This window comes from Micromonospora yasonensis (genome assembly GCF_026013475.1).
GTDB classification, from domain to species: Bacteria; Actinomycetota; Actinomycetes; order Mycobacteriales; family Micromonosporaceae; genus Micromonospora; species Micromonospora yasonensis.
In genome coordinates this window covers 30,143-42,731 of the sequence record NZ_JAPDPH010000041.1, presented here as the reverse complement: position 1 = coordinate 42,731, position 12,589 = coordinate 30,143, and the positions used below count along the sequence as shown (strand labels likewise).

Annotated in this window: 10 protein-coding genes; 8 read left to right on the top strand and 2 right to left on the bottom strand. The window is 69.4% G+C overall.

All coding sequences use genetic code 11. The features are described from left to right. Positions 1–441 precede the first annotated feature (441 nt). Complete coding sequence (locus ONA70_RS11750; RefSeq protein WP_265006418.1) at positions 442–1,950, bottom strand: sugar ABC transporter ATP-binding protein; 1,509 nt, start codon at positions 1,948–1,950, stop codon at positions 442–444. A gap of 73 nt (positions 1,951–2,023) precedes the next feature. After that, positions 2,024–2,857 carry a DeoR/GlpR family DNA-binding transcription regulator gene (locus ONA70_RS11745; protein ID WP_265006417.1) on the bottom strand — a complete coding sequence of 278 codons (834 nt, stop codon included), beginning with the start codon at positions 2,855–2,857 and terminating at the stop codon, positions 2,024–2,026. A 259-nt stretch (positions 2,858–3,116) separates the two neighbouring features. Between ONA70_RS11745 and ONA70_RS11740 the strand changes: the two genes are divergently transcribed. From ONA70_RS11740 to ONA70_RS11705, 8 genes are all read left to right on the top strand, one after another. Further along, positions 3,117–5,603, top strand: coding sequence for a LamG-like jellyroll fold domain-containing protein (locus ONA70_RS11740; RefSeq protein ID WP_265006416.1), 2,487 nt, complete (start codon positions 3,117–3,119; stop codon positions 5,601–5,603). Between the two features lie 136 nt (positions 5,604–5,739). Continuing rightward, positions 5,740–6,786 carry an ABC transporter substrate-binding protein gene (locus ONA70_RS11735; protein WP_265006415.1) on the top strand — a complete coding sequence of 349 codons (1,047 nt, stop codon included), beginning with the start codon at positions 5,740–5,742 and terminating at the stop codon, positions 6,784–6,786. Further along, on the top strand, positions 6,786–8,312 hold the full coding sequence (locus ONA70_RS11730; protein ID WP_265006414.1) for a sugar ABC transporter ATP-binding protein: 1,527 nt from the start codon (positions 6,786–6,788) through the stop codon (positions 8,310–8,312). Before ONA70_RS11735 ends, ONA70_RS11730 begins: the two co-directional genes overlap by 1 nt. After that, on the top strand, positions 8,305–9,267 hold the full coding sequence (locus tag ONA70_RS11725) for an ABC transporter permease (protein WP_265006413.1): 963 nt from the start codon (positions 8,305–8,307) through the stop codon (positions 9,265–9,267). Before ONA70_RS11730 ends, ONA70_RS11725 begins: the two co-directional genes overlap by 8 nt. Further along, positions 9,264–10,274 carry an ABC transporter permease gene (locus ONA70_RS11720; RefSeq protein WP_265006412.1) on the top strand — a complete coding sequence of 337 codons (1,011 nt, stop codon included), beginning with the start codon at positions 9,264–9,266 and terminating at the stop codon, positions 10,272–10,274. The genes ONA70_RS11725 and ONA70_RS11720 overlap by 4 nt, the downstream gene beginning before the upstream one ends. Positions 10,275–10,775: 501 nt before the next feature. Then, a complete protein-coding gene (locus ONA70_RS11715) occupies positions 10,776–11,336 on the top strand; it encodes a hypothetical protein (protein ID WP_265006411.1) in 561 nt (186 codons plus the stop codon). Between the two features lie 350 nt (positions 11,337–11,686). Continuing rightward, positions 11,687–12,130, top strand: a complete 444-nt coding sequence (locus ONA70_RS11710) for a hypothetical protein (RefSeq protein ID WP_265006410.1) — start codon at positions 11,687–11,689, stop codon at positions 12,128–12,130. A gap of 324 nt (positions 12,131–12,454) precedes the next feature. Further along, entirely contained in the window at positions 12,455–12,589 is a 135-nt protein-coding gene (locus ONA70_RS11705) for a hypothetical protein (protein ID WP_265006409.1), read from the top strand.

Below are 12,589 nucleotides of genomic sequence, written 5' to 3'. Positions count from 1 at the left end.
GGCTGAGCTGGGCCCGCGGCAGGCTCCCACGGGGGCGGAAACGCCGGGCGGCTGTGGTGCTCGGCGGCGAGAATCATCTCCGAGTTCAGCCGGTTCATCCGCACCTGCACGGCGCTGACGTGCACGTCGCCGAGCACCGGCCGTCGCCGTGCCGAGAAGGCGGGGTGGGCGGACTGACATGGTGCCACCTTCATCCGCGAGGATCGATGGTGAAACATTCTGACTATTCCACCGCAACGTTTGGCAATTTTCAACAGGCTACGTGCCGCATGCTCGGTTTCTGCCATAAGGCCGGACGTCGCGCCCGCGCCGTGACACGACTGGACCCTCGGCGATGCGCCGGCAGCGTGCTGCTCGTCGCGATCGCCGCGCCGGTGCTGTCCCGGCGGTTGCGGCGGCGGGTCGCGTGACCGGAGCGATTAACGCCGTGTTCGGCGGTGGTCAGGTCGCCGCGAGCAGCGCCATGATGTTCTTCTCGGTGACGTTCGGGCCGGTCAGTTGACCGGCGACGGCGCCGTCGCGGAGCACCAGGACGCGGTCGCAGGAACCGACGAGTTCCTCCAGGTCGGAGGAGATCAGCATGACCGCCAGCCCGTCCACCGCGAGATCGTCGATGAGGGCCTGCACCTCGGACTTGGTGCCGATGTCGATGCCGCGGGTGGGCTCGTCGAGCATCAGCACCCGAGGGTGCGTGGCGAGCCAGCGTGCCAGCAGCACCTTCTGCTGGTTGCCGCCGGACAGCTCCCCGACCGGCTGGTGCGGGCTGTTCGCCTTGATGCGCAGCCGCCGCATGAAGGTCTCGACGATCCGGTCGAGCCGGGCCTCGGAGACGATGCCGGCGCGGGAGAGTCGGGGGAGTGCGGCGAGTGCGATGTTGTCGCGGACCGACAGCGAGGCGATGATGCCCTCGGTCGTACGGTTCTGCGGCAGCAGTCCCACTCCGGCGCGGACGGCGCCGGCGATCGAGCGCTGGCGCAGGTGGGCGCCGGAGACGGTCACCTGCCCGGCGTCCAGCGGCATGGCGCCGGCGATCGCCTTCGCCGTCTCGCTCCGACCCGCGCCCAGCAGGCCGCTGAGGCCGACGACCTCGCCCGGTCGGAGGTTGATCGATACGCCACCGAGTACGTGGCGGCGGGTGAGGCCGGTGGCCTGCAGGATTGGCGGGTCGGCGGGCTCGACGGCTGATGCGCCGCCGGGGGCGGCCGTCCCGAGCGCCACCCGGCGGCCGAGCATCAGCGACACGAGTCGCATCCGGTCGAGGCCGGCGAGCGGGCCGGTGTGTACCAGCCGGCCGTCGCGCAGCACGGTGGCGCGATCGCAGATCCGCTCGATCTCGGTGAGACGGTGGCTGACGTAGACGATCGATCGGCCCTGGTCGCGCAGCGTGTCGAGCATGCTGAGCAGACGTTCGACCTGGTCGTCGTCCAGGCCGGCGGTGGGCTCGTCGAGGACGATCACCGAGGTGCCGGTGGCGACCGCGCGGGCCACGGCGACCAACTGCTGGATTCCGGCGTCGAACGACTCGAGGGGCTGTCGTACGTCGATCCGCAGGCCGCAGTCGGCCATGATGTCGCGCGCACCGGTGTTCATCCGCGCGACGTTGATGAGGCCGAGGCGGTGGCGCGGTTCGCGGCCCAGGAACAGGTTGCGGGCGACGCTCATCTGGGGGACGAGGTTGGCTTCCTGGTGGACCGCGCCGATCCCGGCGCGCTCGGCGTCGCGGGGGGACGAGAAGCGTACCGGCGTGCCGTGCAGCCGCAGCACCCCGGCGTCCGGTCGGTCGATGCCGCAGAGCACCTTGACCAGCGTCGACTTGCCGGCGCCGTTCTCGCCGAGGAGGGCGTGCACCTCGCCCCGCCGCAGCGTGAACGAGACGTGGTCGAGGGCGCGTGTGCCGGGAAAGTCGCGGACCACGCCCGCGGCTTCGATCACGGTGCTGCTGCCTGCCACAGTGCCTCCTCGTAGCGGCCGGCGAGTCGGCTGAGGCGAATGATTGCGTACGGCGGGTGCGAAGGTAAAGACGTCAGGGGCGGGCGACGTGCAGCCGGACGGCCCGGTTGGCCAGTTCGTCGAGCACGTCGCGGGGGGCGGCGTCGTCGGTCACGAGGTGGTCTATCTCGTCCGTCGGGATGGTCTGCACCATGGTGTCGACTCCGATCTTGGTGTGGTCGGCGAGTACGACGATCTCCTCGGCGGCCGCGGCGAGCGCCCGGTCGACGCTGGCGACCTGCATGTTCGGCGTGGAGACGCCCCGTTCGGGGGTGAGACCGTTGCCCGAGATGAATGCCCGGCGGACCCGTAGACCGGCGAGCGAGCGCTCGGCGGCGCTGCCCACCAGCGCGAGGATGGCGCCGCGTAGCGTGCCGCCGGTGAGGACGACCTCGACCCGCGGCGCGTTGGCGAGCGCCTGGGCCACCAGCAGCGAGTTGGTCACGACGGCGAGTTCGGCGTACCGGGTGAGCTGCTGGGCGAAGAGTTGGGTGGTGGTGCCGGCGCCGATGACGATGGCGTCGCCGTCCTCGACGAGCGAGGCGGCGAGCTCGGCGATGGCGGCCTTCTCGGCGGCGGCGACCTGGGCCTTCTGGGCGTAGGTGGGTTCCCGGGACAGCGCGCCGGGTGGGGTGGCCAGCGCGCCGGGCAGGGTGGCGCCGCCGTGATGGCGGTTGAGCAGCCCGTCGGCCTCCAGGACCCGCAGGTCACGTCGCACGGTGACCTCTGAGGACTGGACGGCCTGGGCGATGTCCCGCAGCGAGACCGCACCGTTGGCGTGCATCAGTTCGAGGATGCGTTGCCGGCGCTCGGCGGCAAACATCGTTCGCCGGCCCTCGGTCGCCGTCCGGGAGTCGTCGCCTGCCACGTTGTCCTCTCTTCGTGAACGGGTCGGTCTGCTTCTGATCGTACTCTGCGGAACTCCCGACCCTGGTGAGAGCGCTCCCGGATCGTTTCTGATCGGATCTGATCGAATGGTATTGACTTGAGATCGTGACGGTGATTGATTGTTTCCCAACGATTTCAGGCAGGTCTCCACCCGGCCTGGCCGGCCCCACCGCCGGCCCGGGCCCGGGCGCTGCGGCCTGCCCTCTCACGCCACGCTCGTGAGAAAGGGGCCCTGAACGATGAGAAGAGCAGCCACCGCGCTGATCGCCGCGGCCTGCGTGATCGGCGGCGTGCCAGGAGTCGCGCGCGCCGAGGCGACCTGGCATCCGGGCACACCACCGATCGCCACGCCGTGGACCGGCCAGGTGTCGCCGGACAACGCGCTTCCCGACTACCCCCGCCCCCAGCTGGTCCGTAAGAGGTGGGAGAGCCTGAACGGGGTCTGGCAGTTCGCGGGGGCGCAGGAAGGCGAAGCCCCGCCGATCGGCGAGCAGCTCAGCGAGCGGGTGCTCGTGCCGTACCCGATCGAGTCGGCGCTGTCCGGCATTCAGCGGCACGAGGACCGCATGTGGTACCGGCGCTCCTTCCAGGTGCCGGCGAACTGGCGGATCGGCGGCGACGAGCGGCTGCGCCTCAACTTTGGCGCCGTGGACTACGACGCGACGGTCTGGGTCAACGGCGTGCAGGTCGCCACCCACCGTGGCGGCTACGACGGCTTCAGCGTCGACGTCACCGACGCCCTGCGCGGTCGGGGTGCCCAGGAACTGGTGGTCGGCGTCGAGGACCGCACCGACAAGACCTGGCAGCCGATCGGCAAGCAGCGCAACGTGCCGGACCGGGGGATCTTCTACACCTCGTCGTCCGGCATCTGGCAGAGCGTCTGGATGGAGCCGGTGCCGGCGAGCCACGTCGACCGGCTGCGGATGACGCCCGACGTGGACGACGCCAGCCTCCGGCTCACCGCGCAGGTCGCCGAGGGCGACGGCCGTACGGTCGAGGCCGTCGCGTACGCCGGCAACAAGGTCGTCGGGCGCGCCTCGGGACCGGCCGGCGTCGAGCTGCGCGTCCCGGTGCCGAACCCGCAGCTCTGGTCGCCCGACTCGCCGTACCTCTATGAGCTGACGGTGCGGGTGTTGGACGGCCCGAAGGAGGTCGACCGGGTCGAGTCCTACTTCGGCATGCGCGCGGTGACCAAGGTCAAGGGCGCGGACGGGAAGCTCCACCTGGCCCTCAACGGCAAGATCCTGTTCAACCTGTCCACCTTGGACCAGGGTTTCTGGCCGGACGGCATCTACACCGCACCGACCGATGAGGCGTTGCGCTTCGACATCGCCGAGACCAAGCGGCTCGGTTTCAACACGATCCGCAAGCACATCAAGGTGGAGCCGGACCGGTGGTACTACTGGGCCGACCGCCTGGGCCTCATGGTGTGGCAGGACATGCCCGCCATGCGTACCGGGGGTATCCCGCCGATCGACGCGCGGCAGGAGTTCGAGCGGCAGCTGAAGGAGATCGTCGACGAGCACCAGAGCTGGACCTCCATCACGGTCTGGGTGCCGTTCAACGAGGGCTGGGGCGAGTGGGACCGCACCGCTACCGGTCGGATCGCCGACGAGCTGCGCGCCCAGGACCCGAGCCGGATGGTCAACGCGCACAGCGGCGTGAACTGCTGCGCCTCCAAGGGCGACTCGGGGCGCGGTGACATCATCGACTTCCACCAGTACCTCGGCCCGGCCTCACCGATCCCCAGCGGGGACCGGGTCGCCGTGGACGGCGAGCACGGCGGCCTCGGGCTGGAGGTGCCCGGCCACATGTGGTTCGGCGACGGACACGGCTACGAGATGACGCCGGACAGCGCCACCCTCACCCGGCGCTACGTGGAGAACCAGCGCGACCTGCTGACCGTGGCCAACCGGTGCGGGCTCTCCGGCGGTGTCTACACCCAGACCACCGACGTGGAGCACGAGGTCAACGGGTTCTACACCTACGACCGCCAGATCCAGAAGATGGACTTCGACCGGGTCCGGGACGTCAACCGCGCCATCGTCCGCTCGGTCGACGGCACCGGTGCGAACGCGCCGCAGCTGCCGCCGGGCACGCCCGGGCTGACCGGGGTGGGCTGGTGGCCGCTGGACGAGGGCACCGGCATGGTGACCGACGACAAGGCCGGCAACCACGACGGGACGCTGATGAACGGCGCGACGTGGACCGCCGGCCACTCCGGCAGCGCGGTGCAGCTCAACGGCGTCAACCAGTACGTCGACACCCGCGCCGCGATCCTCGACACCACCGGCAACTACACCGCGTCCGCCTGGGTGAAGCTGGACAGCCTCGGCGGGTTCGCCACCGCGGTGAGCCAGGACGGCAGCAACCACAGCGCCTTCTTCCTGCAGTACTCGGGCGCGGACAACCGGTTCGCGTTCAGCTTCGCCGGAGTCCGGGCGCTCGCGCCGACCGCACCGGAGACCGGCCGCTGGTATCACCTGGTCGGCGTGCGGGACGCCGCCACCGGCACGCTGACGCTCTACGTTGACGGGCAGCGGGCCGGCACGGCCAGCTCCTGCCTGGGCGAGGCGTCCAGCGGACCGACGGTCATCGGACGGGCCTGGTACAACAGCGGCCCGGTCGACTACTGGCGCGGCGCGATCGACCAGGTGCAGGTCTACGACCGTGCCCTGTCCGCCGCCGAGGTCGCCCAGCTCTACGGAGCGGGAGCCAGCAAGTGAGGCCGACCTGCCTCGTCGCCGTCGTCGTCGCGGTGTTGACCGCGACGGCGACGGCCGCCCCCGGCATCGCCGCACCGCCCCCCGCCGAATGAAGAATCCGTCAGCGAAAGGACCTCTCATGTCCAGGATATCCGGATTGGCGGCAATCGCGCTGGCCGCCCTGCTCGCCACGGCGGCATGCGCCAAGAGCGAGGACAGCGGCGACACGCCCGCACCAGCCGGCAGCGCGGGCCAGCAGGTCGTGCAGAGCGCGGGCGCCACCGGCCCCACCTGCACCCTGCAAAGCTTCGGCGGGCAGAGGTTCGACCTCAAGAAGGACGTGGTCGGCTTCTCCCAGTCGGAGAAGGAAGCCAATCCGTTCCGCATTGCCGAGACCAAGTCCATCAAGGACGAGGCCGCCAAGCTCGGCATCGCCAACCTGCGGGTCACCAACGCCCAGTCCCAGTTCGCCAAGCAGATCTCGGACGTTCAGCAACTCATCGCCCAAGGCGCCAAGCTGCTGGTCATCGCGCCGTTGAACTCCGACGGCTGGGAACCGGTGCTGAAGCAGGCGGCGGAGAAGAAGATCCCGATCATCACCATCGACCGCAAGATCAACGCTCAGCCGTGCACCGATTACCTCACCTTTATCGGGTCGGACTTCTACGAGCAGGGCAAGCGGGCGGCCGACCAGATGATCCAGGCCCTCGGCGGCCAGGGTGAGGTCGCCATCCTCCTCGGCGCGCCCGGCAACAACGTCACCACCGACCGGACCAAGGGTTTCAAGGACCGCATCCAGGAGAAGGCGCCCGGCATCACCATCTCCTTCGAGCAGACCGGCGAATTCACCCGGGAAAAGGGTCAGCAGGTCACCGAGCAGCTGATCCAATCCCGACCGGGCACCAAGGGCGTTTACGCCGAGAACGACGAGATGGCGCTCGGCGCCGTGACGGCACTCAAGGGCGCCGGCAAGTCGCCCGGCCAGGTCAAGATCGTGTCGGTGGACGGCACCCGCGCCGCCGTGCAGGGCATCGTCGACGGCTGGCTGTCCGCGGTCGTCGAGTCGAACCCGCGCTTCGGCCCGCTCGCCTTCTCCACCACCCAGAAGTTCCTCGACGGGGAGGGGATCCCGGCCACCGTGATCATCAGTGACCAGGAGTACACCACGGCGAACGCCAAGGAGAGCCTGGGAAACGCGTACTGATGGCGACCGCGGTTCTGGAGGCCCGGGGAATCTCGAAGGGATTCCCCGGCGTCCTCGCCCTTGACGACGTGTCCTTCCGGCTGGACGCGGGGCAGGTCCACGCCCTCGTCGGCGAGAACGGCGCCGGCAAGTCCACCCTGATCAAGGTCCTCACCGGCGTGTACCGGCCGGACCGTGGGACGCTGCTGCTGCGCGACGAGCCGGTCACCTTCGACAACCCCCTCGCCGCCCAGCGGGCCGGGATCTCGACCATCTACCAGGAGGTCAACCTGGTCCCGCAGATGAGCCTCGCGCACAACCTGCTGCTCGGGCGGGAACCGCGCAGTCGACTCGGGGTGACCGACACGACGCAGCTGTACGCCGAGGCCGAGCGGGTGATGACCCGGTACGGCATCCGCACCGACGTGCGCCGCCCGCTGCGCTCGCTCGGCATGGGCACCCAGCAGATGGTGGCCCTTGCCCGCGCCGTCTCGATCGAGGCCCGCTTGGTGGTCATGGACGAGCCGACCTCGGCCCTGGAACCGCGGGAGGTGGACACCCTCTTCGGTGTCATCGCCGACCTGCGATCCGAGGGCATCTCGGTGATCTACGTGAGCCACCGCCTCGACGAGCTGTACCGGATCTGTGACCGGGTCACCGTGCTGCGCGACGGCCGGGTCGCGCACGACGGGCCGCTCGACGAGCTGGCCCGGGTGGAGTTGGTCGCCCTGATGCTCGGCCGCGACCCCGCCGAGATCCGGCGGGACGGCGCGACGAAGTTCACCGGCGAGCACACCACCACGGTCGGCGAGCCGCTCGTCCAGGCCCGCTCGGTGTCCTGCCGGCCGGTCCTGCGCGACGTGTCCGTGCAGGTCCGTCCCGGCGAGGTGGTGGGGCTGGGCGGGCTGCTGGGTGCGGGGCGCAGCGAGACGGCCAAGGCGATCGCCGGTGCCCTGCCGGTCGACGCCGGCACGGTGACGGTGGCCGGGCAACAGGTACGTCGTGGCTCTCCGGCGGCGGCGATCCGGGCCGGGGTCAGCCTCGTCCCCGAGGACCGCAAGGCCGAGGGGATCGTGCCGACCCTGTCGGTACGGGACAACATCGCGCTGGCAGCCCTGCCCCAGTTGTCCCGGTCCGGAGTGGTGTCCGACGCCCGGATCGACCGGATCGTCGACAGCTTCATGCGGCGGCTGCGCATCAAGGCCGCCTCGCCGCACCAGAAGGTCTCCGAGTTGTCCGGCGGCAACCAGCAGAAGGTCTTGCTGGCCCGGTCACTGGCCACCGGCGCCAAGGTCCTGCTGCTCGACGAACCGACCCGGGGCATCGACGTCGGCGCCAAGGCCGAGGTGCAGGCGCTCATCGACGAGCTTGCGGCCGAAGGGCTCGGCGTGCTGCTGATCTCATCCGATCTGGAGGAACTCGTCGAAGGGGCGGACCGCGTCGTGGTCCTGCGCGACGGCGCGGTCGCGGGCGAACTGAGCGGCGACCAGGTGACGGAAGAAGCGATCATGGCAACGATTGCCGCGACAGGAGAGACCGATGGCTGAGCTCGCGGCCGCGCCGCGCGTGTGGGGAGGGCGGGCACGCCTGCTCACGTGGCTGCAGGAGTACGGCGTCTACGCGTCGGTGCTCGCGCTCCTGCTCTTCAACGTGGTGTTCACGCCGCACTTCCTGGAGGTGGCGAACTTCCGGACTCAGCTCATCCAGGTCGCGCCCGTCGTGATCACCTCACTCGGGATGGCGCTGGTGATCGGCACCGAGGGCATCGACCTGTCCGTCGGTGCCGTCATGGCGCTCGCCTCGGCGATGGTGGTGCTCTACCTCGGCTACGGCGCTCCTGTCGCGATCGTCGCGGCCCTGATCGCCGGCGCGGCCGCCGGCGCAGCCGGCGGCGCACTGGTGGCGTACGTGGGGGTGCAGCCGATCGTGGCGACGCTGGCGCTGCTGGTCGGCATACGCGGCATGGCGAACGTGCTGGTACCGCAGCTGACCGAGTTCCGTAACCCCACGCTGATCACCCTTGGCAGCCGGTCGGTGCTGGGGCTGCCGCTCGTGGTCATCGTCGCGGCGGTGCTCACCGTACTGGTCGCGTTCCTGATCAAGCGCACCACCTTTGGCCGGCAACTGGTCGCCGTGGGCGGCAACCGGGCCGCGAGCCGGCTGTCCGGCCTGCCGGTACGACGCGTCCTGATCACGGTCTACATCATCTCCGGCCTGCTCGCCGCGGTGGCTGGCGTGCTGGCCACGTCCCGGCTGCAGGCCAGCGACCCCACCTCGCTGGGCCTGCTCATGGAGCTGTCCGCGATCACCGCCGTGGTCGTCGGAGGCACCCCGCTCACCGGAGGTCGGGTCCGCGTGCTCGGCACCGTGATGGGCGCCCTGCTCATCCAGCTCCTCCAGGCCACGCTCATCAAACACAACCTGCCGCAGTCCTGGACCCAGATGGTCCAGGCGGTCATCATCCTGGCCGCCGTCTACGCCGCCCGAGGGAGGCGCGCATGACCACCACCACGGACGCGGACACCGGCACCGACACGCGGCGCGCGCCGGGCATGCTGCGCCGCGAACGGATCGGCCACCTGCTGCAGCACCACGGCGCGCTCATGGTGCTGGCGGTCACCGTCGTGGTCGGAGCCGTCGCCTTCGACTCGTTCGCCACCCCGCAGAACGCCGCGAACATCGTGGTGTCGTCGTCGTTCCTGGCCATCATCGCCATCGGGATGACCTTCGTCATCATCAGCGGCGGCATCGACCTCTCCGTCGGCTCGTCCTTCGTGCTCGCCGGGGTGCTGGCCGCCTACGGCTCCCGATACGGGCTGCTCGTCGCACTGCTGCTGCCGCTCACCGTGTGCGGCGCGATCGGGCTGGTGCAAGGGCTGATCGTGGCACGCACCGGCATGGCACCGTTCATCGTGACCCTTGCCGGGCTGCTCGGCATGCGGGGCCTCATGCTCGCCGTATCCGACGAGGGGGCGAACACCTACCTGGTGCGGAACGACGCGTTCAGCGCCCTGGGCCAGGCGTCCTTTCTGGGCCTCACCGTGCCCGTCTGGATCACGCTGGGTCTGGCCCTGCTGGGCGGGGTGCTGCTGCAACGCACCGGCTTCGGCCAGAACGTCTACGCCATCGGCGGCAGCGAAGAGGCAGCGGTCCTCATGGGCGTGCCGGTCACGCGGGTCAAGGTCCTCGTCTATCTCATCTCCGGACTGCTCGCCGGACTGGCGGGCGCCCTCAACGCCGCCCGCTTGTCCTCCGGTGTCACCATCCTCGGCGCCGGCATGGAACTCGACGTCATCGCCGCCGTGGTGATCGGAGGCACGCTACTCACCGGGGGTTCCGGCGGTCTCACCGGAACAATGGCGGGCGTGCTCCTGCTTGGGGTCATCCAGAGCCTGATCAACCAGATCGGCGTGCTCACCTCGTCGTTCCAGCAGGTCGTCAGCGGCGCGTTCCTCGCTCTGGTGGTGGTCACCCAGCGGATCCTGCACCGGGCGCAGCGGCTGTCCTGAGGGCGGTCGACCGTGGTTTCGGAAGTGCCGTAGGTGGCAGGCATGCTGTGGGGCTGTGGGGAGGTTTACCGCGTTCCGGTTCACGATCGACCCGTCACCATCGCAAGCGGTGGTGCTGGCCCGTCAGCCTGCTGCGCAACCGGCGTCTGGCCGCCGCCATCTCCGATGCAGGCTGGGCTGACCTGGCCCGCATCATCGGCCAGGCCGGCCCAGAGCGCTAACAGCGCCGCGGCCGCGATGGTCAACCGATGGGTCAGCCTCACCCAGGGCCACCTACCCACCCGGGCACGGCTGCCAATCCTGGCCAACTCGGTCTCGCTCGGGTGTGAGTCCACCTCCGCCGGTAGCCACGGCGTTCACTGACGGTTGCGGTGAGTCACAGATATCGAGGAAGAGTGGGCGCTTACGGAGTGTGGTGAATTAACGACCAGATGTAGAGAGATGCGATAATTCGGAAAGAGAGGTTTTGCCCAAGGTGGAGCGACACTAGACTGCTCACCCATGTCGTACCGCAATTACGACCCCGACGACCAACAAGACCGGTTCCACACCAGACCCGCCGCACCCCACACCCCACCCACTCAGCGGATCGCCTACGTGGACGTGGACGTGGACCACGGCCATGGCTCGACGCCCTACACTCCGCCCGCCGCGCACTACCCCCAATCCACGACGCCGTACGCGCCGCCTGCGGCGCACTATCCACCGCCTCCGACGCCGTATGCCCCGCCTGCTTACCCACCGGCGCCCTACGCGACCCCGGCAGTGCCACGACAACGGGGCCAGACGGATGCCGCTACCATCGCCGCCCGCGTCGTCGTCGGCGTGACCGGAAGTGTGGCTTTCATCTTCGCGTTGCACGTGTTCTTTTCGTTGGCCAAGGCCAACCAAGACAACGGCTTTGTGCAATTCGTGTACGTGCTGGCCAAAGTGTTCGTACTAGGGTTCGGTGACGTATTTACGCCGAACGACGCCAAAATTGGGCTCGTTCTCAACTACGGGCTCGCCGCGCTGGTGTACCTGGTCATCGGCAGGCTGATCGCCCGGGCGCTCCGACAGTAGCGGTGCGGACCTGGCCGGCATCCAGCCCCACGGGCCACTCCGCCTCTAAGGCAGTGACTTCTGTACGTCGATCAGGAGAGGCGGCGCGATAAGGCGAAGGTGCAACTCTTGGTCAAGGGGCAGCACCTGACGTTCCAGGAGGCGGCGACCGCCTCGGATGCTGCCGGGCTGGCGAAGAAGGGACCGGAACGACCGGCGGAGGTTGTCGGCGCAGGCCTGGGGCCAGTTGGTGGAGCAGGCCCGCGCCGCCGCTGACGCGGGCGGCCATTTACCCTCGTGGATTGCCTCGCGCCGGACTCACGCCGCACACTGTCCGTATGGCTACTACTACAGCCGGGCGGGTCCGCACCGTGACGGGCACGGCGGTGCTCGCCGCCCTGATCCTGGTGATCGCATTCGGTAACCCGGCCTACACCGACTGGGCGAAGAACCACACCTCGAACGACGCGTGGGGATTTTTTCTGAAGCAGTTGGCATGGCCGACCTGGTCGTTCAGCTCGGATGAGTCAGTGCGGACCATCCTCGCCAACGACATCAAGGCAATTCTGCTCATCGTGCTGACCGGCGTCTTCGTGTCCGTCATGGTCGCGGCAGGATCATCGCGCAGCGCGAGGCTGTTCTTCTCAAGCTGGGGGGCCTACGTCTTCGCCGCGGCGTCCGCTGGCCTCCTGACCGCGTTCCTCCAGCTGGATGCCAGCCTGCGTGGTGCCTTCGGCTGGGCAGCCGGTGGTGGCGTCTACGGGCTGTTCGTCGGTTGGGTCCTCGCCATCGTGGTCGTCGCCTCCCGGAAGTAGCCCCCCACATCGCCTGAATCGGCGGCCACGCCATCAGCCGGCGTGGCCGCCGCCGTCTGCCATTGCGGCGCTGGTCACGACGATGGCGGGCCGTTGGTCAGGTCCTGCTCGCTGACGCCTCGCTGCGAGAGCTGGAAGTGCGTCCTCGCGCCTGACAACCTGTCCCGTCCTGCTCGTAGCCGGGTGAGCGGGGCCGGCGGCGACCGGCTATGGTCCGACACGGCCTGTTAGGTGCCGATGGGGTGTGGATTGCCGACATCGCACCGATAGGCCTGAGCCCCTCCGCGTCGACGCGCGGGAACCCTTGCACTTGGAGGAATGACCGTGACGGTTACGGAAGACACCCGCCGTTCCCACTACGAGCGAATCGGTGGCGCCGCCTCCGGGAAGACAGCTCGGGACGTCCTGGCGAACGTGCCGGACCAGGTGGTGACGTCCGCCATGCCGCAGGGCGTCTGA

Excerpts from the sequence above, each read along its gene's own strand:
- ONA70_RS11740 (WP_265006416.1), top strand. The coding sequence starts at position 3,117 with ATGAGAAGAGCAGCCACCGCGCTGATCGCCGCGGCCTGCGTGATCGGC.
- ONA70_RS11730 (WP_265006414.1), top strand. The coding sequence starts at position 6,786 with ATGGCGACCGCGGTTCTGGAGGCCCGGGGAATCTCGAAGGGATTCCCC.
- ONA70_RS11715 (WP_265006411.1), top strand. The coding sequence starts at position 10,776 with ATGTCGTACCGCAATTACGACCCCGACGACCAACAAGACCGGTTCCAC.
- ONA70_RS11720 (WP_265006412.1), top strand. The coding sequence starts at position 9,264 with ATGACCACCACCACGGACGCGGACACCGGCACCGACACGCGGCGCGCG.
- ONA70_RS11725 (WP_265006413.1), top strand. The coding sequence starts at position 8,305 with ATGGCTGAGCTCGCGGCCGCGCCGCGCGTGTGGGGAGGGCGGGCACGC.